This is a genomic window from Kocuria himachalensis, assembly GCF_054784195.1.
On sequence record NZ_BAAGPL010000001.1, the window covers coordinates 223,570 to 248,930 of the forward strand.

A 25,361-nucleotide genomic window follows, 5' to 3' on the forward strand; every position below is an offset into this window, starting at 1 on the left:
GAGGGCCCCCGGGGCCAGCGGCGAGTGCTCGGGGACGTCGAGGCCCAGCAGCGCGTTCTCCACGACCTCGCTCAGGGCGGGGTGGATCCAGTACTGGCCGCGGGCCATCGTGTGGGCGTCGAGGCCGAAGGACATGGCCTGCACCAGGGGCTGGATGAGCAGGGAGGCCTCCTCCCCGATCAGGTGCGCGCCCAGGAGGCGCCCCGTGCCCTTCTCGGCGATCAGCTTGCACAGGCCCGTGCGGTCCTCCATGGCCCACCCGTAGGCCGTGGCCCCGTAGTCCTGCACCTTGACCGTGATCTCGCTGCCCTGCTCGACCGCCCACTGCTCGGCCTCCTGCTGGGTCATGCCGACGGAGGCGATCTGCGGGCTGGTGAACACGGCGGAGGGCACGAACCGGTGGTCGGTGGCCCGGAGCTCGCCGGGGTGCAGGAGGTTGTGCTGCACCGTGCGGGCCTCGGCGTTGGCCACGTGCTTGAGCTGGTAGGGCGAGCTGATGTCGCCGAGCGCCCACACGCCCTCGACGGGAGAGCCCCCGGCGAGGGCCCGCTGGTACTCGTCGACGGCCAGCAGACCGTCCTGCCGCACGTCCAGGCCGCCCGCCCGGGCGTCGAGCACGTCGGTGTTCGGCTGCCGGCCTGTGGCCACGAGCACCACGTCCGCGGGCAGGCGCATGACGAGCTCCGGGTCCTGCGGGTCGCGGAAGGTGACCATCACGGCGCCCTCGTCGCCGTCCCACTCCTCGACCTCGCTCAGCGACCAGCCCGTCTCGAGCTTCCACTGCCGGGAGGCCTCGCGCGCGAACCGCTCGGCGATCTCCGGGTCGTGGTAGCGCAGGATGCGGTGGGAGCGGTTGACCTGGGTCACCCGCGCGCCGAGGCTGGAGAAGACGTGGGCGAACTCGGCGCCGATGTAGCCGCCGCCCACCACCACCACACGGCGGGGCAGCTCCTCGATGCGCATGACCGTGTCCGAGGTGTGCACCTGGGGCAGGTCCATGCCGGGGATCTCCGGCCGCACCGGTCGCGAACCGGACGCCACCACGATCTGGTCGGCCGTGATGTCCTCCCCCGACGCGGTGCGCAGGGTCCTCGGTGCGGTGAAGCGCACGTGCTCCTCGTAGACCGTCACGTGCGGCAGCGTCCGGCGGTACGCGAGCCCGCCGTGGGAGATCGCGTCGATCCGGCCGAAGATCCGGTCCCGCATCTCCCGCCAGCGCACGCCGTGGACAGCGGCGTCGAGGCCGAGCCGGTCCGCCTCGTGGGCGCGGCGGGCCACGCTCGCCGGGTACGCGTACATCTTCGTCGGGATGCAGCCCACGTTGAGGCAGGTGCCGCCGAAGGTCCCGCCGTCGACGATGGCGACGTCCAGGCCCTCGTAGTCCTCGGTGAGGATGGAGTTGCCCGAGCCGGAGCCGATGATGATGAGATCGAATTTCCGCATGGCGCCCATCCTATGCGCGGCCGCTCCCGCTCCCGGTCGGCCACCGCCTCCGCCGCGGCCCTCCCGGGGACCGCGGCGGAGGCGGTGGCGGGTCAGCCCGCGGTGCCGAGCGCCAGGAGGAGGTCGCCGCCGGAGACCTGGGTGACGCCCTTGAGGGCCACACGCTGGACGGTCCCGCCGGTGGGGGCGGTGATGGAGGCCTCCATCTTCATGGCCTCGATGGTGGCCACCTGCCCCCCGGCCTCCACGGTGTCGCCCTCCGCCACGGTCACGGTCACCGCCCCCGCGAACGGGGCGGCCACGTGGCCCGGGTCGGTCGGGTCGGCCTTCTCGGTCTCGGGCACCGACGAGGCGATCGAGGTGTCGCGGACCTCGATCGTGCGGGGCTGGCCGTTGAGGGTGACCATCACGCTGCGCATGCCCTTGTCGTCCGGCTCCGAGATGGCCTGCAGGGTCACCAGCAGCCGCACCCCCTTGCCGAGGGAGATCACGTGCTCGTGCTCGGAGGTCAGGCCGTAGAGGAAGTCCCGGGTGTGCAGCAGCGCCAGCTCCCCGTACTTCGCCCGGCTGGCCTCGTAGTCCCGGGTGGGGCCGGCGAAGAGCAGCCGGTTCAGGGTCGCCCGCCGGGTCGCCGGGTCCCCGGCCAGGGCCTTCGAGTCCTCCGGGGCCAGCTCGGTGACCCCGACCTTGACGGTGCGTCCCTCGAGCGCCTTGGAGCGGAACGGTTCGGGCCAGCCGCCGGGGGGCGTGCCGAGCTCCCCGGCGAGGAAGCTGATCACCGAGTCCGGGATGTCGAACTTCTGCGGGTTCGCCTCGAACTCGCCCGGGTCCACCCCCATCCCCACGAGCTGCAGGGCGAGGTCGCCCACGACCTTCGAGGAGGGGGTGACCTTCACCAGCCGGCCCAGCATGGCGTTGGCGGCGGTGTACATGTCCTCGATCGCCTCGAACCGTTCCCCCAGCCCCAGCGCGATGGCCTGCTGGCGCAGGTTGGACAGCTGACCGCCCGGGATCTCGTGCCGGTAGACGCGCCCGGTCGGGGCGGTGAGCCCGGACTCGAAGGGGGCGTACATCCGGCGGATGACCTCCCAGTAGGGCTCCATGGCGGTCGCGGCCTCCAGCGGGATGCCCGTGTCGCGGTCGGTGTGGGCCAGGGCGGCGATCAGCGCGGAGGCGGGCACCTGGGAGGTGGTCCCGGCCATCGAGGCCTCGGCGACGTCCACCGCGTCCACCCCGGCGCCGATGGCGGCCATCAGTGTGGCGAGCTGGCCGCCGGCGGTGTCGTGGGTGTGCAGGTGCACGGGCAGGTCGAAGCGCTCCCGCAGGGCGGTCACCAGCTTCGCCGCGGCCGCCGGGCGCAGCAGCCCGGCCATGTCCTTGATCGCCAGCACGTGGGCGCCGGCGTCGACGCACTGCTGGGCGAGGTCCAGGTAGTAGTCCAGGGTGTAGAGGTCCTCGGCCGGGTCCAGCAGGTCACCGGTGTAGCACAGGGCGACCTCCGCCACCGCCGTGCCCGTCCTGCGGACGGCCTCGACCGCGGGGCGCATCTGCTCGACGTCGTTGAGGGCGTCGAAGATCCGGAAGATGTCCACCCCGGTCGCCGCGGCCTCGGCCACGAACGCGTCCGTCACCTCGGTGGGGTACGGGGTGTAGCCGACGGTGTTGCGCCCGCGCAGCAGCATCTGGATCGGGATGTTCGGCATCGCCTCCCGCAGCAGCCGCAGCCGCTCCCACGGGTCCTCCCCGAGGAACCGCAGCGCGACGTCGTAGGTCGCCCCGCCCCAGGCCTCCACGGACAGCAGCTGCGGCAGGGTGTGGGCGTAGGCCGGGGCGGCGGCGAGCAGGTCCCGGGTCCGCACCCGGGTGGCCAGCAGGGACTGGTGGGCGTCGCGGAACGTCGTCGAGGTCACGGCCACGGCCTGCTGCTCGCGCAGGGCCCTGGCGAAGCCCTCGGGCCCCAGGTCCCGCAGCCGCTGCCGCCATCCGTCCGGCGGGGTGTGCTCGGAGGGCCCGTCGAAGGGCGAGCGGAACGGCTCGTCCTGCTTGTCGCCCGGGTAGCGGGGCAGCTTGGTGCGCGGGTCGATGCCCTCCACCCGCTCCCCGTTGGGCTGGTTCACCGTGACCTCCGCCAGCCAGGTCAGCGCCTTCGTCGCCCGGTCCCCCGAGGTGCGGGCCTCGAGCAGCTCGGGACGGCGCTCGATGAAGTCGGTGGCCACGTTGCCGGCGAGGAACTCCGGGTCGGCCAGCACGGCCTGGAGGAACTGGATGTTGGTGGCCACTCCGCGGATGCGGAACTCGGCGAGGGCGCGCTGGGACCGGTGCACCGCGGTGGCGTAGTCCCGTCCCCGGCAGGTGAGCTTCACCAGCATGGAGTCGAAGTGCGGGGAGATCTCGGCCCCCGCGTAGACGGTGCCCCCGTCCAGGCGGACCCCGGCCCCGCCGGCGGAACGGTAGGCGGAGATCTTCCCGACGTCGGGGCGGAACCCGTTGGCCGGGTCCTCCGTGGTGATCCGGCACTGCAGGGCCGCCCCGCGCACGGTGAGCTCGTCCTGGGCGATGCCCAGGTCCGCCAGGGTCTCACCGGCCGCGATGCGCAGCTGGGACTGGACGAGGTCGACGTCGGTGATCTCCTCGGTCACGGTGTGCTCGACCTGGATGCGCGGGTTCATCTCGATGAACACGTGCTGCCCGGCCCGCTCCCCGGCGGTGTCCACCAGGAACTCCACGGTGCCCGCGTTGACGTAGCCGAGCTCCTTCGCGAACTTCACCGCGTCCCGGTGCAGGGCCTGGCGGATCCCCTCGTCGAGGTTCGGGGCCGGGGCGATCTCCACGACCTTCTGGTGCCGGCGCTGCAGGGAGCAGTCGCGCTCGAACAGGTGCACCATCCCGCCCTCGTTGTCGGCGAGGATCTGCACCTCGATGTGGCGGGGCCGCAGCACCGCCTGCTCCAGGAAGACGGTGGGGTCCCCGAAGGCCGTGTCCGCCTCGCGCATCGCCGCGGCCAGCGCCTCGGGCAGCGCCTCCGGGGTCTCCACCCGCCGCATCCCGCGGCCCCCGCCGCCGGCCACCGCCTTGACGAAGATGGGGAACCCGATGCCCGCGGCCTGCTCCAGCAGCTCCTCGGGGTCCGCGGAGGGCTCCGTCGAGGCCAGCGTGGGGATCCCTGCCCGCTTCGCCGCCTTGAGTGCTGCGACCTTGTTGCCGGCCAGTTCCAGGATGCCCGCCGCCGGGCCCACGAAGGTGATGCCCTCCGCCGCCGCCGCACGGGCCAGGTCCGGGTTCTCCGACAGGAACCCGTAGCCCGGGTAGATCGCGTCCGCCCCGGACTCCTTGGCGACCCGGATGATCTCCGCCACGTCCAGGTACGCCCGGACGGGGTGGCCCTCCTCGCCGATCCGGTACGCCTCGTCGGCCTTCTGCCGGTGGATCGAGTTGCGGTCCTCGTACGGGAACACCGCCACCGTCTTGGCTCCGAGCTCGTACGCGGCACGGAAGGCACGGATCGCGATCTCGCCGCGATTGGCCACCAGGATCTTGGAGAACATCAACACCCGTTCCGCACCCGGGGCCGTCCGGCGGACATCCGGGCACTGATTCGTCGAAGGTCGTGCAACGTCGCGCACACGGTCAGCATGGCCGTCCGCGGGCGTTCCTGACCAGTGAACCACGCCGCCCCGGGGCGCACTGTGACTGTCGTCACAGAGCGTCGTCGTGGTCGGCGCGCACCGGCGGGGCGGAGGACAGCGGGTGGCCCGGGGGCGGGGCCCGCGCCGCACCGGGACGGAGTGCGCGCACCCGGCTACGATGGGCGCAGCCGTCTCCTCGCCGCGGCCCCCGATCCCGGACCCGAGGAGCCGTTCCTCCCGTTTCCCCGCGAACGAAGGGTGCCCCCTCCGTGCAGATCGTCAGCGTCAGCAGCCTCAAGGGCGGTGTCGGCAAGTCCTCCGTGACCCTGGGGATCGCCTCGGCGGCCCTGCAGGCGGGCGTGCCCACGCTGGTGGTGGACCTCGACCCGCACGCCGACGCCACGACCGGGCTCGGTGTGCACCCGGAGCGCGGTCACGACATCGGAGGGGTGCTGCGCAGGCCTCGTCGGGGGTCGCTCGAGCGCGTGGTCGTAGCCTCGGCCTGGGCGGTGCGGGACGGCCGGGATAGCAGGGCCCTCGACGTCGCCCCGGGCTCGGCCCGCTCGTCCCACCTCGACCGCTCCGAGTACCGGGACAAGGATCTCGGCCGGCTGGAGCGGGCGCTCTCCGACGTCAAGGAGTACGACCTGGTGCTGGTCGACTGCCCGCCCACGCTGAGCGCCCTGACCCGCACCGCGTGGGCCGCCAGCGACAAGGTGCTCTCGGTGGCGGAGCCCTCGCTGTTCTCGGTGGCGGGGACCAAGCGCACGATGACGGCGATCGCCCAGTTCGAGCAGAGCCGCACGTGGGCCGTGCCGGCGGCCGGCGTGGTGGTCAACAAGGTCCAGCACGCCTCGGTGGAGCACCGTCACCGCCTGGGCGAGCTGCAGGAGCTGTTCGGCCCGCTGCTGGTCAGCCCGGTGATCCCGGACCTCCCCGTGTGGCAGCAGGCGCAGGGCGCGGCCTGGCCGATCCACCGCTGGCCGGGGGCGGAGGCACGGGACATCTCCGGGAGGTACACGGCCATCCTGCAGGGCCTGCTCGACGGCTCGTCCTGAGCCGCCCGGATCAGCCCGCGTTCTGCCGGCGGGCCCGGCGGGCGGAGAGCTCGTCGTCGGGCAGGGGCTCCTGGGCGGGGGCCCGGTCCGGTCCGCTGTGCTCACCGGGGAGCGCCGCGAGGGTTCCCTCGACCTCGCGCCAGACCCGGCCCACGGCGATCCCGAAGACGCCCTGCCCACCCTGCACCAGGTCGATGACCTCGTGGGGGGACGTGCACGCGTAGACGCTGGCGCCGTCGCTCATCATCGTGAGCTGCGCCAGGTCCGCGACGCCCTGGGCGCGCAGCGCGCCCACGGCGGTGCGGATCTGCTGCAGGGAGACGCCGGTGTCCAGGAGCCTCTTGACGATCTTGAGGACCAGGATGTCGCGGAAGCTGTAGAGGCGCTGCGTGCCGGACCCGGAGGCGCCGCGCACGGTGGGCTCCACGAGACCCGTCCGCGCCCAGTAGTCGAGCTGCCGGTAGGTGATGCCCGCGGCCTTGCACGCGGTGGGGCCCCGGTAGCCCACGGACTCGTCCCGGATCACGGAGTCGTCGAAGAGGACGCCCTGGGTGCCCTGAGCCGGAGGGCTGCCGGTCCCCGCCGTGCCGCCGGGCTGCTCGCGGTCGCTCACGCCGCCTCCTCGCTCGTGGACCCGGTGCTCGCGGCGCCGGGAGTGGGTGGTCTCGCAGAGACGTCCGGATCCCCCCGGGAACACCTCGAGTACTGCTTCGACGGTAGACCTCCCCGGGGACGGGGTCAAAGCCATCAGCCGCCCGGTCCCGTGTCGGGCGGACGGCGCGGAGTCAGAAGTCCTCGGGGTCGACGTTGTCGAGGAAGTCGCGGAACTGCTCGACCTGCGTCTCCGGGGGCAGCTGCTGCTCCCCCTCTCCCGCGCGGGCGGACGGCTCCCGCAGCTCCCCGTCCCCGCTCATCACGAGGCCGGCCTCGTCGAGGACGGTCTCGGTGCACAGGATGGGGCAGTCGGTGCGTGCGGCCAGGGCGATGGCGTCGGAGGCCCGGGAGTCGACGACCGTTCCGTCGGAGAACTCGAGCGCGGCGTGGAAGACGCCCTCCTCGACCGTGTGGATCCGCACCCGGGTGAGCGTGCGGCCGAACGCGGTGGCCACCGACAGCACGAGGTCGTGCGTCAGAGGCCGGGGCGGCTCGATCCCCTGGACGGCGAAGACGATGGACGTCGCCTCGTTCGTGCCGATCCAGATCGGCAGGTGCCGTCCGCCCTCGACCTCGCGGAGCACGACGACGGGCTGCGCCGACGGCACGTCCATGCGGACGCCCGCGATCTCCATCAGGACCTGGTGCACGGCCATGTCAGCCCTCCACCGCGGCCCGCTCCTGGAGCGCGGCGATCTCCGACCGCACGAGCGAGGTGTGGATGGTGAGGCACAGCCCGGAGATCTCCTGGGCGCGCTCGACGGCGCGGGCCCTCGAGGCGGCGTCCCGGCGGGAGGTCAGGGGCGCCACGGCTCGTTCCACGAGGCCCAGCTCGCGGTCCGCGGCGGCCTTGAAGGGGCGCAGGTGGCGCGGTTCCAGGCCGTGGGCCGTCAGGGCGAGGGCGGCCCGGGTGATGGCGAGGGCGTGGTCGTCGAAGGCGCCGTTCTGCTCCCGGATCAGCCCGTAGCTCACGAGCTCGCGGACGAGCGGGACGCCGGCGCCGGTGCGGGCGGCGAGCTCCCGCAGGTTGTACGTGCGCGGCGCGCTGACGACCGGCAGCGGGGCGGTGACGGGGTCCGCGGCCTCCGCGGTGCGCCGGGCGTCGTCGGCCCGGGCGTCCACGTCGGCGTCCAGCCGCTCCCGGATCACCTTCAGCGGGAGGTAGCGGTCGCGCTGGAGCTCCAGGATCCGGCGCAGCCGGTCCACGTCGGCGCGCGAGAATTTGCGGTAGCCCGACGCGGTGCGCGCGGGGTGGACCAGGCCCTTGTCCTCCAGGAAGCGCAGCTTGGAGGCGGTGATGCCGGGGTGGTCCGCACCGAGCTCCTTGAGCACGGCGCTGATGCCCACCCGGGGCTCGTGCTGGACGTCGTCCCGGTGGGGATCGGTCTCCGCGGGGTCGGTCATGGCTCCCTTCTACTGGTCCGACTGCGTGCGCAGCGAACGGTAGAACGTGAACCGGAACTTCCCGATCTGGACCTCGTCCCCGTTGTCGAGCCGCGCGCTGTCCACGCGGTCGCCGTTGACGTAGGTGCCGTTCAGGGAACCGGAGTCGATGATCTCGAAGGAGTCGCCGCGCCGGACGAACCGGGCGTGCCGGCGCGAGACGGTGACGTCGTCCAGGAAGATCTCGGAGGACGGGTGGCGGCCGGCGGGGACCTCGTCCCGGTCCAGGAGGAAGCGCGACCCGGAGCCCCCGCTGTCGTGGGCGACGAGCAGGGCGCTGCGCGGCGGGAGCGCGGAGACCGCGGAGCTCTCCTCGGGGGAGAGCTTGTGGGAAGCTGCGTGCGAGAGGACCTCGGCCACGATCTGGATGGACGTGGTCTCCGGCTCCCCCTGGGGTGCGTTCGAGCCGTTCTGGGTTCTGGACATCTCTTCCCTCGACTGGTGACGTGATGGTGGACGGATCCTGTGGGACCCCTACCCCGCGACCTCCTGTCCCGGCGGTTTCCGGACAACCGGCCGGAGCCACCCGGTTGCTCTTCAGTGTACCGGGTGGTGGAGACACGGAGGGGCGGCCGGGACACGTCCCGGCGCGCGCGGTGGGGGTCCTGGGCGGGTCAGTCGAGCTGGGCGGCGTACCCCTCGGCGTCGAGCAGGCCGGACCGGTAGTCCTCGCCGGCGGGGCGGACCTCGAACAGCCAGCCCTCCGCGTACGGGGCGGTGTTCACGGTCCCGGGATCGCCCTCGAGCGCCTCGTTGACCGCGGTGACCTCGCCGGAGACGGGGGCGAAGATGTCGCTCACCGACTTGGTGGACTCGATCTCCCCCACGGCGGCGCCCGCCTCGACGTTCTCCCCCACCTCGGGCAGCTGGACGAACACGACGTCGCCCAGCTCGCTCTGCGCGTGGTCGGTGATCCCGATGCGCACCGCGCCGTCGGCGCCGGGGCCCGCGATCCACTCGTGCTCGGCCGTGTAGGACAGGTCGGCGGGGATGTTGCTCATGGGGTCACTCCTGGTCCGGCGGGTGCGGTCGGCATGATTATGGCACAGACCTCACCGGGGCCCCGGGGATGCGGAGCCCCTCCGGTGTCGGGCGCTCAGCGCCCCTCCCACGCGGTGATCTCGGCGTGGATCGCACGCTTGCGCTCCGTCCCGGCGAAGGACGCGTCCACCGAGTTGCGGGCCAGTGCCGCCGCCTGCTCGTCGGTGAGGCCCAGCGCGCCGCGCAGGCACTGGAAGACGTCCCCCACGTAGCCGCCGAAGTAGGCCGGGTCGTCCGAGTTGACCGTGACCAGCAGTCCCCGCTCGAGCATGTCGAGGACAGGGTGGTCGGCCAGCGTGTCGACCACGCGCAGCCGCACGTTGGACAGCGGGCACACGGTGAGCGGGACCCGTTCCGCGACGAGGCGGTCCACGAGCCCGGCGTCGCGCAGGCACTGGATCCCGTGGTCCACCCGCTCCACGCGCAGCACGTCCAGGGCCTCCCGGACGTACTCGGGACCCGCCTCCTCCCCCGCGTGGGCGACGACGTGCAGCCCGGCCGCCCGCGCCCGCGCGTAGACCTCCTCGAAGAGGGCCGGGGGATGGCCGACCTCGGCCGAGTCGAGGCCGATCCCGTCGATGCGCGGCAGCTGGTCCCCGAGGGAGTCGAAGAGCTCCGCGGCCTCGGCGGCGGGCCGGTCCCGCAGGAAGCACAGCAGCAGCGTGCTGGTGAGGCCGTGCTCGGCACGGGCGGCGTCGAGGGCGGCGCGGATGCCGTCGACCACCGTCCCGAGCGGCACGCCCCGGACGGTGTGCGCCTGCGGGTCGAAGAAGACGTCGACGTGCCGCAGGCCCTGCCCGGCCGCGCGCTCGAGGTAGGCCCGGGTCAGCCTCTCGAAGTCGGAGGCGTCGCGCAGCACCGCCATCGTGGCGTAGTAGAGCGCGAGGAACGAGGACAGGTCCTCGAAGTCGTACTGCCGCCGCAGCTCCTCGACGGAGTCGTAGGGCAGCGCCACCCCGTTCTTGGCGGCGAGCTCGAAGGCGAGCTCGGGCTCGAGGGTGCCCTCGATGTGCAGGTGCAGCTCGGCCTTGGGCAGGGTGTGCAGGTCGTTCAACTCCGGCGCTCCTTCGTGGTCGGCCCCGGGGACCGGAGCACTCGACGTCCCGTGCAGTGTATGCGCCGCGGTCCGCGGAGAGGCTCCGTCCCCGCTCCGAGTCGCCCCGCACCGCGCGACCACCGTCGGTTCCGCGGCCGGGTTCCCCGGGATCGTGCCCGTGGCCGGACGGCGCCGCGCGGCACCGCGCGGCGGAAGTCGGAGAGGAGAGGGTGACAGACCTGTCGTCGTGGTGGTGGGCCAGGTCGGACGGCCCCCCCGCTGACCGTCGAGGGGCTGCCCGAGGTGGGCGGTTCGGCCGGTGGGCCCGCACGGAAGGAGCGGGCGCCGAGCGCGGCCTCGTGGGGGTCGTGGGCACCGACGACGACAGAAGGCCGGTGGTCCGCGTTCCCGCGGTCCACCGGCCTCGAATCGTCGGGCTGACAGGATTTGAACCTGCGACCCCTTGACCCCCAGTCAAGTGCGCTACCAAGCTGCGCCACAGCCCGAAGTGCTCAGTGCGTTCCCGCCCCGAGCACTCGCATCACATTACAGCAAGCTCCGGCGGAATTCATCTCGGCGTGCGCCTCAGCGCTTCCGGTTCCGCTTCTCGCGCACGCGCATGGACACCTCGATGGGAGTGCCCTCGAAGCCGAAGGTCTCGCGGAGGCGACGGGTGATGAACCGCCGGTAGCCGGGGTCGAGGAAGCCCGTGGTGAACAGCACGAAGCGCGGCGGCCGGGAGGAGGCCTGGGTGCCGAAGAGGATGCGGGGCTGCTTGCCGCCGCGCACGGGGTGCGGGTGGGCGGCCACGATCTCGCCGAGGAAAGCGTTGAGCCGCCCGGTGGGGACGCGGGTGTCCCACGAGGCCAGGGCGGTCTCCAGGGCGGGGACCAGCCTGTCCTTGTGCCAGCCGGTCTTCGCCGAGACGTTCACCCGCGGCGCCCAGGCCACGTGGGCGAGGTCGCGGTCGATCTCCCGCTCGAGGTAGTAGCGGCGGTCCTCGTCCATGAGGTCCCACTTGTTGAAGGCGAGCACGAGGGCGCGGCCGGAGTCCACGGCCAGCTGCAGGATGCGGACGTCCTGCTCGGAGAGCACCTCGTCCGCGGCCAGCAGCACCACGGCCACCTCGGCGCGCTCGAGGGCCGCCTGGGTGCGCAGGGACGCGTAGAAGTCCGCGCCTTGGGCCATGTGCACGCGGCGGCGGATGCCGGCGGTGTCGATGAAGCGCCACGGCTTGCCGCCCAGTTCGATCAGCTCGTCCACGGGGTCGCGGGTGGTCCCGGCCAGGGGGTCCACGACGACGCGCTCGGACCCGGCCAGCTTGTTGAGCAGCGAGGACTTGCCCACGTTCGGGCGCCCGATGAGCGCCACGCGGCGGGGGCCGCCGGTCAGCTCGGTCTCGGCCACGGCGGAGAACTCCGGCAGCAGCTCCGTGACCGCGTCGAGGACGTCGGCGGCGCCGCGCCCGTGCAGGGCGGACACCGGGTGCGGCTCCCCCATGCCGAGGGACCACAGGTAGGTGGCCTCGACCTCCAGCTGCGGGGAGTCGACCTTGTTGGCGACCAGGATCACCGGCTTGCGGACCTTGCGCAGCATCTTCACGATGGCCTCGTCCGCGGCCGTGACGCCCACGGTGGCGTCGAGCACGAGCAGCACGGCGTCGGCGAACTCCACGGCCATCTCGGCCTGCTCGGCGACGCGGGCGTTGATGCCCTTCGCGTCGTACTCCCACCCGCCGGTGTCCACGAGCGTGAAGTTGCGCCCGTTCCAGGTGGCCCGGTAGGAGACGCGGTCACGGGTCACGCCCGGGGTGTCCTCCACGACGGCCTCGCGCCGGCCGAGGATGCGGTTGACGAGGGTCGACTTGCCGACGTTCGGGCGGCCCACGATGGCGAGCACCGGGGCGGGCCGGCGCACCGGGGCCTGGTCGCCGTCCTCCGCCCACTCGGCGAGCAGCGCGGCGTCCTCCTCGTCGAGCTCGTAGTCCTCGAGCCCGGCCCGCAGCGCCTGCGCGCGCTGCTCGGCCTCGTCGTCGTCGATGGCCGCGAGCCGCTGGGCGACGTCGTCCGTGGTGCCGCCGAGGATCTCGGCCTCGTAGGGGTCGTGGGCGGTGTCGTGCGCGGGGTTCTCGGGGTTGCCGGTCATGGCTGTCCTTCGCTGGGCCGGGTGCGGCCGGTCGGGGTGCGGAAAATGTCGGGGGTGCGGGGCGGGACGGTCTAGGCGGTGCGGCCCGCGGCCCGGACGACCACGTCGATGACGGCCTGGACGGTCTGCTCCACGGTGAGCTCGGAGGAGTCGATCGTCACGACGCCGTCGGCGGCCTCGGTGAAGTTCACGACCGTGGCGTCCTTCGCGTCCCGGCCCACGACCCGGGCCCGCAGCTGCTCGGCGTCCTCGACGCCGCCGTTCTGCAGGCCGCGGCGGGCCATCCGGGCCCGTTCGTCGGCGGTGAGCAGGATCCGGGCGTCGGCGTCCGGGGCCACCACGGTGGTGGTGTCCCGGCCCTCGGCCACGATCCGCCGGCCGCTGTCCGCGATGAGCTCCTGCTGGCGGGCCACCAGCACCGCCCGCGCCGCCGGGTTCGTGGCCACGGCGCTGACGGCCTCCGTCACCCGGGCGCCCCGGATCTCGACGCCCACGTCGGTCCCGCCCACGAACACCAGCTCCCGGTCGGGATCGGTGCCCTGGGCGAGCGGGAAGTCGCGGGCGGCCTCGACCACGGCGCCGCCGTCGGAGAGGTCCACCCCGCGGTCGAGGCACCACCACGTGAGGGCGCGGTACATCGCGCCCGTGTCCAGGTAGGCGAGGCCGAAGCGGCGGGCCACCTCCTTGGACACGCTGGACTTGCCGGAGCCCGAGGGCCCGTCGATGGCGACGACCAGCCGGCGTCCGGCGGCCGCCGGCGCCCCGGTCCCGGGTGCTGCGCTGCGGGCGGTGTTCGTTCCGGTGTTCACTGCACGACCTTCCATCCGCGCTCCTGGAGCGCCTCGACGAGTTCCTTGCGGCGGTTGGGCAGCACGGAGACCTCGACGAGGCCCACGGGCTGGCCCGGGGAGTGCTCGAGGCGCAGGTCCTCGAGGTTGACGCCGATCTCCCCGATCTCGGTGAGCAGCCGGGCGATCTGTCCGGGGACGTCCCCGACGAGCACGGTCAGGGTCGCGAACGCCCGGGGCGCGCCGCCGTGCTTGCCCGGGATGCGGGCCCGGCCGGCGTTGCCCTCCGCCATGAGCTGGGCGATGTCCAGCCGCGCGCCGGGCGCCCGGGGCGCCTCGAGGGTCGCGATGAGCCGGTCGAGGTCCTCGCGCACCCCGTGCAGGGACGCCACCACGGGTGCGGCGTTCGCCGAGAGGATCTGCACCCACAGGCCGGGGTCGGAGGCGGCGATGCGCGTGGTGTCCCGCAGCCCCTGGCCCGCCAGGGACAGGTGGTGCAGCGGGGTGTCCTGCAGGCGGGAGGCCAGCAGGGAGGACATCACCTGCGGCAGGTGGGAGATGAGGGCCACGGTCGCGTCGTGCTCGCGGGCGTCCATGAACGTGACGGTCGCCCCGAGGTCCACGGCCAGGTTCTTCGCCGCGGCGAGCGCCGCGGGCGCGGAGGCGCCCGAGTCGCACACGACCCAGGGCATGGACGTGAACAGCTCGCCGCGGGCGGCCACGGGACCGGACCGCTCGCGTCCGGCCATGGGGTGGGTGCCCACGTACCGGGTGAGGTCGCCGCCCAGGGCGCGCACGTCCTCCAGCACCGCCTCCTTGACGGAGGCGATGTCGAGGACGACCGCCTCCGGGTGGCGTCCGAGCGCGTCGACCACGGTCTGCGCGGTGACGTCGGGCGGGGTGGCGACGACGACGAGGGCCGGCTCCGGGACCCGGTCCTCCCCCGCCGCGCGGCAGGAGCGGCCGGCGCCGATGTCCTGGGCCACGGCCTCGGCGGTGGGCGAGGAGTCCTGCAGCCAGACGTCCACGCCGAGGTGGCGCAGGCCCAGCCCGATGCTGGCGCCGAGCAGGCCGGCGCCGACCACGAGCACGGGCCCGGAGGTCGCCGCGGGGGCCGGCGGCGCGGAGGGGGTCTGCGTCACGGGTGCTCCCTACATGCCCACCGAGGCGAGGAGGTGCCCGACCTCGGTCCTGGAGAGCCGGCGGATGGTGCCCTGGCGCTGGTCCCCGATCCGGATGGGACCGACCTCGGTGCGCACGAGCTTCTCGACGGGGTGGCCGACGGCGTCGAAGAGCCGGCGCACGATGCGGTTGCGCCCGGAGTGCAGGACGACCTCCACGAGCAGGTGGCCGGGGGTCGAGTCCACGAGCCGGAAGGAGTCGACGGAGGCGATGCCGTCCTCGAGCTCGATGCCGGCCTTCATGGCCGTGCCGATGCCCTTCTCCATGGGGCCGCGGACCTGCACGAGGTAGGTCTTGGGCACCTCGTAGGAGGGGTGGGTGAGCCGGTTGGTCAGCTCGCCGTCGTTGGTCAGCAGCAGCAGGCCCTCGGTCTCGACGTCGAGGCGGCCCACGTGGAAGACGCGCTCGTTCTTCTGCTGGTTCAGGTAGTCGGCCACGCACGGCCGGCCCTCGGGGTCCTCCATGGTGGAGAGCACCCCTTCGGGCTTGTTGAAGGCGTAGTAGACGAGGTTCTCGTCGAGCTGCACGCGGACGCCGTCGACGTGGATCTCGACGGTGTCCGGGTCCACCCGGATGCCGAGCTCCGTGATCGTCTCCCCGTTGACCTGCACGCGGCCGGCCTCGATCATCTCCTCGCACACGCGCCGCGAGGCCACGCCGGCCTGGGCCATGAGCTTCTGCAGCCGCACCCCGTCCGGGTCGTGCTGGTCGAGCCGGTCCACGGGCGGGTTCGTGGGCCGCCGCTTCCGGTGCGGGGCGCGGTACGGGGTGGCGGGCATCCGCCGGGCGCTCTTCTCGGAGGACGCGAACGGGCGGGGTCCGCGGTCCTGGCCGGTGCCCGTCGAGGACCCGCCCTTGGCGCCGCCCTTCGCGGTCCCCCCCTTGGCGGGTCCGCCCTTGACGGCACCACCCTTGGCGGGGCCGCGGCCGGGGGCGCCCTTCCCGCCCTGGAACGACGTGCCGCCCTGGCCGGTGCGGGGCTTCTGGCCGCCCTGGGAACCGGGAGTGCGGCGGCCGCCGGGCCCGGGGCGGCCGGATGATGAACGTGAAGTGGCCATGGTGGTGTCTCAGTCCTCGTAGTGGTCGATCTGGTCGATGCCCGGCAGATGAGGGGCGATGTCGGGGAGCTCGTCGAGCGAGCCGATGCCCATCTTCTCCAGGAAGAACGTGGTGGTGCCGTAGAGCACGGCGCCGGACTCGCCGTCCCGCTCGAGCTCGCGGATCAGGCCTCGCTGCACGAGCGTGCGGACGACTCCGTCGACGTTGACCCCGCGGATCGCGGAGACGCGTCCCCGGCTCACGGGCTGGCGGTAGGCCACGACGGCCAGGGTCTCCAGGGCCGCCTGCGACAACCGGGCGGTCTGTCCCTCCGCGACGAACGCGGAGACCACAGGGGCGAACTCGCTGCGCGAGTGGATCCGCCAGCCGGCACCGGTGCTGCGCAGCTCGAACCCGCGCGGCGCCAACGTCCCATCATACCCCGGATCCGCGGCGACGCCGTCGTACTCGGCGCGGAGCCGGTCGAGGACCCGTTGCACGGAGGCGACCGGGACCACCAGGACGGCGGCGATCTCGTACTCGCTGACGGGCTCGTCGGCGACCATCAGGATCGCCTCGACGGCGGCCCGCACGCCGCCGGGCAGCGCCTCGAGGTCCGGTCCGCCCTCCGCCGCGGGGCTCACGCGGACGCTCCCGCGGCGGCCGGGACCTCGACCGGGACCGTGGCCCCGTGCGGGACCGGGCTCCCGTCCTCGGGGCCGGCGGCGTCCTCGGACAGCCGGTCGGCGGTCCACCCGGTGCCCGCCCCGGTCCAGCGGACCGTCAGCTCCCCCAGCGGCTGCTCCTGGGAGAGCTCGAGCACCGCGTCACGGTACATCTCGAGCAGCGCCAGGAACCGCACGACCACCGCGAGCGTGGACCCGGCGTCCGCGACGAGCACCCGGAAGGAGCGCGGGGCGCCGTCCTCGAGCAGCCCGGCGAGGACCTCGGCCTCGTCCCGGACCGTCACGGAGCCCCCGTGCAGGTGGTCCACCCCGACCTCCGCGGGCGCCTCGGGCCGGGGCGCGAAGACGGAGCGGGCGATCTCGGCGAACTGCTCGGGGGTGGTCCGCCAGTCGAGCTCGGGCAGCACGGCGGCCACCTCCGGGTCCAGCGGCACCGACCGGGGCAGCCGGGTGGACTCGGCCCGCATCCGCTCGTCGAGCAGGACGGCCACCTCCTTGAACGCCCTGTACTGCAGCAGCCGCGCGAAGAGCAGGTCCCGCGCCTCGAGCAGGGCCACGTCCTCCTCGTCCTCGACCTCCCCGCGCGGCAGCAGCCGGGCGGCCTTGAGGTCCAGGAGGGTCGCGGCGACCACGAGGAACTCGCTGGCCTCGTCGAGCGCCCGGGTCGAGCCGATCTCGTGCAGGGCGCGCACGTACTGGAGGAACTCGTCCGTGACCGTGGCCAGCGCGATCCGGGTGATGTCCAGCTCGTGCTTGGCGATCAGGGAGAGCAGGACCTCGAAAGGCCCCGCGAAGTCCTCCAGCCGCACCGCGAAGCCGCCGGGCCCCTCGGGGACCGGCGGCTCCTCGGGGTGCATCAGGGCGCGCCGCCGCGCGAGATGAGCTCCCGCGCCAGCTGGCGGTAGGACTCGGCGCCCGGGTGGGCCGTGGCGAACGAGAGGATGGGCTCGGCGGCCACGGTGGCGTCCGGGAACTTCACGGTGCGCTTGATGACGGTGTCGAAGACCTTGTCGCCGAACGCGTCCACGATCCGGGCCATGACCTCGCGGGAGTGCAGGGTCCGGGAGTCGAACATCGTGGCGAGCACGCCGTCGATCTGCAGACGGGGGTTGAGCCGGTCCTGGACCTTCTCGATGGAGTCCACGAGCAGCGCCACGGCGCGCAGGGCGAAGAACTCGGCGATGAGCGGGATGACCACCCCGTGCGCGGCGGTCAGCGCGTTGACCGTCAGCAGCCCCAGCGAGGGCTGGCAGTCGATGATGATGACGTCGTAGTGCTCCTCGAGCTTGCGCAGCGCACTGGCCAGCACCTGCTCGCGGGCCACCTCGGTGACCAGCTGCACCTCGGCCGCGGAGAGGTCGATGTTGGCGGGGAGCAGGTCGACGCCCTCCACGTCGGTCTCCTGGACCACGTCCCACACGTCCACGGAGCGGTCCATCATGACGTTGTAGACCGTCAGCTCCAGCTCGTGGGGGTTCGCGCCGAGGCCGGCGGAGAGGGCGCCCTGCGGGTCGAAGTCGACCAGCAGGACCTTGCGGCCCAGCTCGGCGAGCGCCGCGCCCAGGTTGATGGTCGAGGTGGTCTTGCCGACCCCGCCCTTCTGGTTGACCATCGCGATGATCCGGGCGGGCCCGTGGGTGGAGAGCTCGGGCGGCTCGGGGAAGTCGCGGGCGGGACGGCCGGTCAGGCCGACGGTCCCCGTCCCGGCCTCGCCCGTGCCGGGGTTCCTCTCGTCGCTCTGCTGGCTCACTCGTGGCACCGCTCTTTCGTTCGTGGTCGCGCTCGGGCGGACCGGCCCCGGGCACGGGGCGGCCCGGGCCGGACGGGCCGACCTGGGGTTTTCCTGGACTCGATCAGCTACCAGGGTACCGCCGCCGCCGTGCCGCCCCGAATTCCCGGGCCGCGGTGGAGCCGGAGGACGGCGACGGCCCGCGCCCGCCGCGCCCCTGGGGGCACGGCGGGCGCGGGCCGGACGCGCGTTCCGGCGCGGGAGCGGGTCAGCGCCGGCCGGCCGCGGCCTCGACCTTCTCCGCGACGGACTCCTCCACGCGGGCACCGGAGCCGGGCTGGGTGTCGCCCTCGGCGGCGGGCCGGTCCTCGGCGGCGGGCCGGTCCTCGGCGGCGGGCCGGTCCTCGGCGGCGCCGTGCGAGTGCGCGGCCATCGTGGACTCGTCGAACCGGTCCTGGCCGGAGAGCACGCGCTCGACCTGGACGAGGTCGATCTCGCGCGTCCACTTGCCGATCAGCAGGGTGGCCACGGCGTTGCCGGTGAAGTTGGTCAGGGCCCGGGCCTCGGACATGAAGCGGTCGATGCCGACGATGATGCCGACCCCGTCGACCAGGTCGGGGCGGTGGGACTGCAGCCCGCCGGCGAGGGTGGCCAGCCCGGCGCCGGTGACCCCGGCGGCGCCCTTCGAAGCGATGATCATGAACACCAGCAGGGAGACCTGCTCGCCCAGGGCCAGGGGGTTGCCCATGGCGGAGGCGACGAACAGGGCGGCCATGGTCAGGTAGATGGCGGTGCCGTCCAGGTTGAAGGAGTATCCGGTCGGGACCGTGACGCCGACCACGGGCTTGGACACGCCCACGTGCTCCATCTTGGCGATGAGCCGCGGCAGGGCCGCCTCGGAGGATGAGGTCGAGAAGATCAGCAGGTACTCGCGGCCCAGGTACTTCATGAGCCGGAAGATGTTGATGCCGGTGACCGCCTTCAGCAGCCCGCCCAGGACCACCACGATGAACAGGACACAGGTGAGGTAGAAGGCGATCATCAGGGTGGCCATCGAGACGATGGCCTGCACACCGGTCTCGCCGACCACGCCGGCGATCGCGCCGAACGCGCCGATCGGGGCGACCCACATGACCATGATCAGGATCCGGAAGACCAGGGCCTGGACGTAGCCGACGGCTTTGAGCACGGGCTTGCCGGCCGGGCCCATCTGCTGCAGGGCGAAGCCCACGATGAGCGCCACGAACAGGGTCTGCAGGATGTTGCCCTCGGTCAGGGAGGACAGCAGCGTGGTGGGGATGATGCCGAGCAGGAAGCCGATGGTCCCGCCCTCGCCGTCACCGTGGCCCGCGTCCGTGATTTCGTACTCCGAGCCCTGGATGTTCAGGCCCTCGCCCGGGTGGATCAGGTTGCCGACCAGCAGACCGATGCCCAACGCCATGGTGGACATCGCCATGAAGTAGGCCAGGGCCAGGCCGCCGACCTTGCCGACGGTCGCCGCCTTGGCGATGGAGCCGACGCCCAGGACGATCGTGCAGAAGATGATGGGGGCGATCATCATCTTGATCAGGGCGATGAACGCGGTGCCGACGGGCTTGAGAGTCTGGGCGAACTCGGGGGCCACGAGGCCCAGGACGGCGCCGGCGACGACGGCGACGATCACAAAGACGTACAGGTAGTGCGTCCTGTCCTTCTTCGGCTTCTGGGCGGGCGGTTGCGGGTCGACGGGGTCCGTGGCGACGGTGGCCATGCTTGTCCTCCGGTTCGGATGGGTGGCGCGGATGGGTGGCGCGGGTGCGTGGTGCGCGGGGCCCGGGACCGGGCCGATGTGACGAGTCTCACCGCCGCCCGGTCACCTGTCGTGTTGTGGTCATAATGGTCGTGACGCCCACCACAACCGCGGGAGGGGCGACCAGGAGGGTGAGGAGCGGACATGTCCCTGGCCCGGCGCTTCCTCCTGATGCAGCTCGCCGTGGTCGCGCTGGTGACCCTCGCCGTCTCCCTGGTCCTGTTCGCCCACGAGCGCGGAGCGGTCGTGGACCGCGCCGAGGCGGTGACCCGGGTCCTCGCCACGGCCCTCGCGGACGACCCGTACGTGCTCGAGGCGGTGGGCGGCCCGGACCCGCACGCCGTCCTGCAGCCGCTCACGGACCGGCTGCTCGCGGACACGGAGCTCGACTTCGTCACGATCATGGCCCCGGACGGCACGCGCTGGACGCACCCCCTGCCCTCCTCCGTCGGCGAGGCCTACCGCGGGGACCGCTCGCACGCGCTCGCCGGGGAGACCTGGACCAGCACCGAGCGCGGCAACCTCGGCCCCTCCGTGCGCACCATCGCCCCGGTCCGCGACGAGGACGGCACGGTCGTGGCGCTCGTGGCCACCGGGGTCCTCCTCGAGGCCGTCTCGCAGCAGGCGCTCGCCCAGCTCCCCGCCGTGCTCCTCGTCGGGCTGCTGCTGCTCGCCGCGTCGGCCACGGTCGCGGCGCTCGGGGCCCGGTACCTGGGCCGGGTCACCCACGGCTGGGGACCGGAGGAGCTCGCCCAGGTGCACTCCCTGCACGACGCCGTGCTCAACGAGGCCACCGAGGGCCTCCTGCTCGTGGACACGGCCGGCGCGGTGCAGGTGCTCAACGCCCGGGCCCGGGAGCTGCTCGGTGTCCGGGCGCCGGGGGTCCCCGGACCGGCCCGGCACGAGCGCCTCCCGGTCGCGGACCTGGCCCTGCCCGGCGCGCTGGCCGCCGTCCTGGGCTCGGGGGCGCCCGTGCAGGAGCAGTGGTTCGTGGTCGGGGAGCGCACGCTCATCGTCTCGGCCCTCCCGGCCCGCGGGGCGCTCGCCGGGCGCGGCACGATCGTGATCCTGCGGGACCACACGGAGATCTCCCGGCTGTCGGGGCAGCTGCGCGCCACCGCAGCCCTGGCCGGGGCGTTGCGGGCCCAGACCCACGAGCACGCCAATCGGATGCACACGGTCGTCTCCCTGCTGGAGCTCGGCCGCGACGAGGAGGCCCTCGACTTCGCCTCGGCCGACATGGTGCGCACCCGGGTCCTGTCCGAGGACCTCCTCGCCCACCTCGCCGACCCGTTCCTCGCAGCCCTGCTGGTCGGCAAGACCGCCGCGGCCCACGAGCGCGGCGTGGAGCTGGAGGTCGTCGTGGACCCGGACGTGCCCCGCATCCCCGTCTCCCCCGCCGACCTCGTGACCCTCGTCGGCAACCTCGTCGACAACGCCGTCGAGGCCGCGGCGGCCAACGCCGCCCGGGTGCGCCCGGTCGTCGAGGTCGAGATCGCCGGGGCACCCGACGACGCCGACCCTGACCGGGACACGGTGGTGATCACCGTCGCGGACACCGGGATGGGGGTCCCCGAGCACCTCGCCAAGGACGTGTTCGGGCTCGGCGTCACCACGAAGCCGGCCGGCCCGGAGGGACGCGGCGTGGGCCTGCACCTGGTGCGTGAGGTCGTCGACCGGTGGGGCGCGCGGATCGAGCACCGCAACGACGGCGGGGCCGTGTTCACCGTGACCGTCCCGGTAGCCCGCGACGCCGTGGCGGGGCGGACCCCGTGAGCGCGCCGGTCCGTGTCCTGGTCGTCGACGACGAGCCGCTCACCGCCGCCGCCCACGCCCAGTACGTCGATCGCTCGCCGGGCTTCGAGGCGGCCGCCACCGCCGTGTCCGGGCGGACGGCCGTGCAGGCCGTGCAGGCCGCACGGCGGGCGGGTCGCCCCGTGGACCTCGTGCTGCTGGACGTGAACCTGCCGGACATGTCCGGTCTCGACGTGGCCCGGACCCTCCGCGCCCGCGGCGAGACGGTGGACCTGCTGGTGATCACCGCGCACCGGGACGTGGCGACCGTCCGGGCGGCGAGCACCCTCGGCGTGGTCGGCTATCTCATCAAGCCCTTCACCTACGCCGTGTTCGAGGAGAAGCTCCACGCCTACCGGCGCTACCGCTCCGCCCTGGGGGCTGCGGGAACGATGGGACAGGCCGAGGTGGACCGCGCCTTCGCGGCCCTCGGTGCGCCCACCCGCCCGGACGCGCCCAAGGGCCTGTCCCCGCAGACCCTGGAGTCCGTCACCGCGCTGATGCGGGGCGGGGAGTGGCTCTCGGCCGGTGAGGTCGCCGAGCGCAGCACGCTGTCCCGGGTCACGGCACGGCGCTACCTCGAGCACCTGGCGGCACGCGGCCTCGTGCAGCGACGCCCGCGCCACGGCACGCCCGGACGGCCCGAGCTCGAGTACGGGTGGGCCGGGCAGGACGTCTCCCCCGGCCGCTGACCCGGGGCCCGGTCGCGGCAGCCCGCGACCCGGCCGGACGGCACGGTCGTCAGGCGGCGCGCTCGGCGCCGGTCGTCTCCGCCGAGGTCCGCTCCGCGGTCGTCCGCTCCGGGGTCGCCTTCTCCGCCGTCGCCCGTTCCGCGGAGGCCAGCCCGCTCGCGGCCTCGAACTCGCCCGGCGGCTCGTGGTACTGGTCGACACCCATTTCCGCTCCTCCCCCGAGGGCACGGCCCACTGCTGCGCGACTTGGCCCGGCGTGCTCCACGCTGCTCCCGGCCGGGAGGGGGTGCGGGGCGGTGGCGGCCGCCCCGGGGGAACGAGACGGGTTCGTTGTCGTGCGCCGGAGCGTCACCGTCCGCTCGGCGGGCGCAGCACCTCCTCGAGGGCCTCCAGCACGGTGGCGTCCTCGATCGTCGAGGGCACGGCGTAGTCCTCGCCGTCGGCGATCTGCCGCATGGTCTTGCGCAGGATCTTCCCGGAGCGGGTCTTGGGGAGCCCCTCCACCACGGCCACGTCCTTGAAGTCCGCCACCGCCCCGATCTGCCGGCGCACCAGCGCCACGAGCTCCTCCTGGAGCCGGTCCGGCGCCACGTCGGCGCCGGTCTTGAGCACCACGTACCCGGACGGCCGCTGGCCCTTCAGCGGGTCCCCCACCCCGATCACGGCGCACTCGGCGACCGCCGGGTGGGAGGCCAGGACCTGCTCCATCGCCCCGGTGGACAGGCGGTGCCCGGAGACGTTGATGACGTCGTCGGTGCGCCCCATGACGTAAACGTAGCCGTCCTCGTCCACGTGACCGGAGTCGCCCGTGGCGTAGTAGCCGGGGAAGGCGCTGAGGTAGGAGTCCACGAACCGCTGGTCGTCGCCCCACAGCGTGGCCAGCGTGCCCGGCGGCAGCGGGAGGCGCAGGGCGATGTTGCCCTCCTCGCCGGTCGCGACCGGCCGGCCCAGCGGGTCCAGGATCTCCACCCGGTAGCCCGGCACCGGCACGGACGGCGAGCCGGCCTTGAGGGGCAGCCGCTCGATCCCGAAGGGGTTCGCGCAGATGGCCCACCCCGTCTCCGTCTGCCACCAGTGGTCGACGACCGGGACGCCGAGCACCCGGGAGGCCCAGTGGTACGTCTCGGGGTCGAGACGCTCGCCCGCCACGAAGAGGGTCTGCAGGGAGCCGATGTCGTGCCGGCGCACCAGCTCGCCCTCGGGGTCCGCCCGGCGGATGGCCCGGAGGGCCGTGGGCGCGGTGAACAGCACCTTGACGCCGTGGTCCTCGACGCGTTGCCAGAACGCCCCGGCGTCCGGGGTGCCCACGGGCTTGCCCTCGTAGAGCACGGTCGTGGCGCCGGCCAGCAGCGGGCCGTAGACGATGTAGGAGTGGCCCACGACCCAGCCGACGTCGGACGCGGTCCACATCACCTCGCCGGGGCCGACGTCGTAGATGTTGCGCATGGACCACGTCAGGGCCACGGCGTGCCCGCCGTTGTCGCGGACCACGCCCTTGGGGGCCCCGGTGGTCCCGGACGTGTACAGGACGTAGAGCGGGTCGGTGGCCGCGACCGGCACGGGCGCCGCGGGCTCGGCGCCCTCGACGGCGGCCGCCCAGTCGAGCCACTCGACCGCGGGCCGCCCGTCGGCCCCGGCCCGGCCCCGGGCGTCCTCGACCGTGGTCTCGAACCCCGGGCGCTCGTGCACCAGCACCGTCCCGGGGGCGTGCTCGGCCATCCGCAGGGCCTCCTCGATCGCCGGGATGTACTCGATCCGCCGCTTCGGCTCGACCCCGCCGGTGGTGGTCACCACCACGACCGGCCGGGAGTCGTCGATGCGGGAGGCGAGCTCCTTCGGGGCGAACCCGCCGAAGACCACCGAGTGCACGGCGCCCAGCCGGGCGCAGGCGAGCATCGCCACGACGGCCTGCGGGATCATCGGGAGGTAGACGAGCACCCGGTCGCCCTTGCCCACCCCCCGCTCCGCGAGCGCCCCGGCGAACAGGGCGACGTCGTCCCGCAGGCGCGCGTAGCTGAAGCGCTCCTGGATCCCCAGCACCGCGGAGTCGTAGACCAGCGCGGTGCGCTCGCCGTGGCCGGCCTCCACGTGCCGGTCGAGGGCGTTGTAGGAGGTGTTGAGCTCGCCGTCCGGGAACCAGCGGTAGAGCGGGGCGGCGGCGTCGTGGAGGGCGGTGGTGGGCTCGCGCACCCAGTCCACGGCACGGGCGGCGTCGAGCCAGAACCCCTCCGGGTCCTGCACGCTGCGACGGTAGGCCTCCGCGTAGCCCTCGGCCTGCGGCGGTGTTCGGTGGTCGGTGCTCATGGGTCCCTCCCGGGGTTGCGGTCCTGCCGGACACCCTAGTGGTGCAGGTCACACACGACAAGGCCTCTGTATACACTGATGCGCAAAGGAGCCGAGAAGGACCAAATCTCTCGTCTTCCGTCCGGAATTGTGTATACAATGCTCGTGCATTGTGATGCCTGTCACCGAGGGTCCGCGTCGCACTCCCCGACACGGTCCGCCAGAGCGAGGAGGGAGCCGTGCGAGCCAGCGACCGCGCCTACGAGGCCCTGCGGGAGGACATCGTCGAGTGGCGGCTGCTACCGGGCCAGGTGCTCGGGGAGGTCGAGCAGTCGGAGCGCTTCGGCATCTCCCGCACGCCGATCCGCGAGGCCCTCAGCCGGCTCACCGCCGACGGTCTCGCGGAGGCGCACCGGGGCCGCGGCGTCGTGGTCTCCCAGGTCTCCCTCGAGGACGTCCGCGCCCTGTTCGAGCTGCGGGAGGCCCTCGACTGCCGGGCGGCCCGGCTCGCCGCCCGGCGCCGCGACCCCGTGGTGTTCCAGGAACTGGCCGCCGAGCTCGAGGCGGTCGTGGCCCAGCTGCACGGGCCGGGCACGGACCGGGCCGAGTACTACGACCTCGTGGAGCGCATGGACCGTTCCATCGACGAGGCCACGGCCAATCCGTACCTCACCGCGGCCCAGCGCTCCCTGCGCCTGCACCTGGCCCGGGTGCGCAGGCTCTCCCGCACCAACCCCGACCGCCTCGCCCGCGCCGCCGCCGAGCACGCCCAGATCGCCCGCGCCGTCGCGGACGGCTGCGAGGAGCTCGCCGAGGCCGCGACGCGCGTGCACCTGGCCAACTCGCTCCAGGCCGTCCTGAACACCCCCGTCCGCGAGTGGGTCCAGCCCGCTCCCCCGCTCGAGGCCGCCGGCTGAGCGAGGACCCACCCCGA

At 73.5% G+C, this 25,361-nt stretch carries 22 protein-coding genes and 1 tRNA gene; 4 read left to right on the forward strand and 19 right to left on the reverse strand.

Annotation, left to right across the window (positions count from 1 at the left end; all coding sequences use genetic code 11):
* The coding region (locus ACYVM4_RS01030) for a mycothione reductase (RefSeq protein ID WP_460667365.1) at nt 1-1,443 on the reverse strand (1,443 nt) is incomplete at its 3' end.
* 92 nt (nt 1,444-1,535) lie between these two features.
* A complete protein-coding gene (locus tag ACYVM4_RS01035; RefSeq protein WP_368821165.1) occupies nt 1,536-4,988 on the reverse strand; it encodes a pyruvate carboxylase in 3,453 nt (1,150 codons plus the stop codon).
* A gap of 350 nt (nt 4,989-5,338) precedes the next feature.
* On the opposite strand from ACYVM4_RS01035, the gene ACYVM4_RS01040 reads away from it, so the two are divergent.
* Nucleotides 5,339-6,127, forward strand: a complete 789-nt coding sequence (locus ACYVM4_RS01040) for a ParA family protein (protein WP_368821164.1) — start codon at nt 5,339-5,341, stop codon at nt 6,125-6,127.
* A 10-nt stretch (nt 6,128-6,137) separates the two neighbouring features.
* On the opposite strand, the gene ACYVM4_RS01045 is transcribed toward ACYVM4_RS01040, so the two are convergent.
* The 15 genes from ACYVM4_RS01045 to ACYVM4_RS01115 form a co-directional block, all read right to left on the reverse strand.
* The gene (locus tag ACYVM4_RS01045; RefSeq protein ID WP_368821163.1) at nt 6,138-6,740 is read right to left on the reverse strand and encodes a MerR family transcriptional regulator; all 603 of its coding nucleotides are present in this window, start codon (nt 6,738-6,740) and stop codon (nt 6,138-6,140) included.
* Nucleotides 6,741-6,912: 172 nt separating this feature from the next.
* On the reverse strand, nt 6,913-7,437 hold the full coding sequence (locus tag ACYVM4_RS01050; protein WP_368821162.1) for a bifunctional nuclease family protein: 525 nt from the start codon (nt 7,435-7,437) through the stop codon (nt 6,913-6,915).
* A 1-nt stretch (nt 7,438) separates the two neighbouring features.
* Nucleotides 7,439-8,185: a transcriptional regulator FtsR gene (ftsR, locus tag ACYVM4_RS01055; protein ID WP_460667366.1), complete on the reverse strand. Its 747-nt coding sequence runs from the start codon at nt 8,183-8,185 to the stop codon at nt 7,439-7,441.
* 9 nt (nt 8,186-8,194) lie between these two features.
* Nucleotides 8,195-8,650 (reverse strand): FHA domain-containing protein, encoded by a 456-nt coding sequence (locus ACYVM4_RS01060; protein ID WP_368821160.1) that lies wholly within the window; start codon nt 8,648-8,650, stop codon nt 8,195-8,197.
* Between the two features lie 188 nt (nt 8,651-8,838).
* On the reverse strand, nt 8,839-9,225 hold the full coding sequence (gene gcvH, locus ACYVM4_RS01065) for a glycine cleavage system protein GcvH (RefSeq protein WP_460667367.1): 387 nt from the start codon (nt 9,223-9,225) through the stop codon (nt 8,839-8,841).
* A 95-nt stretch (nt 9,226-9,320) separates the two neighbouring features.
* Nucleotides 9,321-10,319, reverse strand: a complete 999-nt coding sequence (locus tag ACYVM4_RS01070; RefSeq protein WP_460667368.1) for an adenosine deaminase — start codon at nt 10,317-10,319, stop codon at nt 9,321-9,323.
* Nucleotides 10,320-10,733: 414 nt separating this feature from the next.
* Nucleotides 10,734-10,807: transfer RNA gene (locus ACYVM4_RS01075), tRNA-Pro, on the reverse strand.
* Between the two features lie 79 nt (nt 10,808-10,886).
* Nucleotides 10,887-12,446 (reverse strand): ribosome biogenesis GTPase Der, encoded by a 1,560-nt coding sequence (gene der, locus ACYVM4_RS01080; RefSeq protein ID WP_368821157.1) that lies wholly within the window; start codon nt 12,444-12,446, stop codon nt 10,887-10,889.
* A gap of 71 nt (nt 12,447-12,517) precedes the next feature.
* Nucleotides 12,518-13,183, reverse strand: coding sequence for a (d)CMP kinase (gene cmk / locus ACYVM4_RS01085; protein ID WP_460667395.1), 666 nt, complete (start codon nt 13,181-13,183; stop codon nt 12,518-12,520).
* Between the two features lie 68 nt (nt 13,184-13,251).
* Nucleotides 13,252-14,376, reverse strand: coding sequence for a prephenate dehydrogenase (locus tag ACYVM4_RS01090; RefSeq protein WP_368821155.1), 1,125 nt, complete (start codon nt 14,374-14,376; stop codon nt 13,252-13,254).
* Nucleotides 14,377-14,385: 9 nt separating this feature from the next.
* Nucleotides 14,386-15,474 carry a pseudouridine synthase gene (locus tag ACYVM4_RS01095; protein WP_460667369.1) on the reverse strand — a complete coding sequence of 363 codons (1,089 nt, stop codon included), beginning with the start codon at nt 15,472-15,474 and terminating at the stop codon, nt 14,386-14,388.
* Between the two features lie 9 nt (nt 15,475-15,483).
* The gene (gene scpB / locus ACYVM4_RS01100; protein WP_368821153.1) at nt 15,484-16,098 is read right to left on the reverse strand and encodes an SMC-Scp complex subunit ScpB; all 615 of its coding nucleotides are present in this window, start codon (nt 16,096-16,098) and stop codon (nt 15,484-15,486) included.
* Nucleotides 16,095-16,997, reverse strand: a complete 903-nt coding sequence (locus tag ACYVM4_RS01105) for a segregation and condensation protein A (RefSeq protein ID WP_460667370.1) — start codon at nt 16,995-16,997, stop codon at nt 16,095-16,097. Before ACYVM4_RS01105 ends, scpB begins: the two co-directional genes overlap by 4 nt.
* Entirely contained in the window at nt 16,997-17,890 is an 894-nt protein-coding gene (locus tag ACYVM4_RS01110; protein WP_368821151.1) for a ParA family protein, read from the reverse strand. The genes ACYVM4_RS01105 and ACYVM4_RS01110 overlap by 1 nt, the downstream gene beginning before the upstream one ends.
* Before the next feature lie 247 nt (nt 17,891-18,137).
* Nucleotides 18,138-19,619, reverse strand: a complete 1,482-nt coding sequence (locus ACYVM4_RS01115) for a cation:dicarboxylate symporter family transporter (RefSeq protein ID WP_460667371.1) — start codon at nt 19,617-19,619, stop codon at nt 18,138-18,140.
* 183 nt (nt 19,620-19,802) lie between these two features.
* On the opposite strand from ACYVM4_RS01115, the gene ACYVM4_RS01120 reads away from it, so the two are divergent.
* The gene (locus tag ACYVM4_RS01120) at nt 19,803-21,434 is read left to right on the forward strand and encodes a sensor histidine kinase (RefSeq protein ID WP_460667372.1); all 1,632 of its coding nucleotides are present in this window, start codon (nt 19,803-19,805) and stop codon (nt 21,432-21,434) included.
* Nucleotides 21,431-22,144 carry a response regulator gene (locus ACYVM4_RS01125; protein WP_460667373.1) on the forward strand — a complete coding sequence of 238 codons (714 nt, stop codon included), beginning with the start codon at nt 21,431-21,433 and terminating at the stop codon, nt 22,142-22,144. The genes ACYVM4_RS01120 and ACYVM4_RS01125 overlap by 4 nt, the downstream gene beginning before the upstream one ends.
* A gap of 49 nt (nt 22,145-22,193) precedes the next feature.
* Here ACYVM4_RS01125 and ACYVM4_RS01130 read toward each other — a convergent pair whose 3' ends face one another.
* Nucleotides 22,194-22,349, reverse strand: a complete 156-nt coding sequence (locus tag ACYVM4_RS01130) for a hypothetical protein (protein ID WP_460667374.1) — start codon at nt 22,347-22,349, stop codon at nt 22,194-22,196.
* 143 nt (nt 22,350-22,492) lie between these two features.
* On the reverse strand, nt 22,493-24,448 hold the full coding sequence (locus tag ACYVM4_RS01135) for an AMP-binding protein (protein ID WP_460667375.1): 1,956 nt from the start codon (nt 24,446-24,448) through the stop codon (nt 22,493-22,495).
* A 218-nt stretch (nt 24,449-24,666) separates the two neighbouring features.
* Between ACYVM4_RS01135 and ACYVM4_RS01140 the strand changes: the two genes are divergently transcribed.
* A complete protein-coding gene (locus tag ACYVM4_RS01140; RefSeq protein WP_460667376.1) occupies nt 24,667-25,344 on the forward strand; it encodes a GntR family transcriptional regulator in 678 nt (225 codons plus the stop codon).
* Nucleotides 25,345-25,361 lie beyond the last annotated feature (17 nt).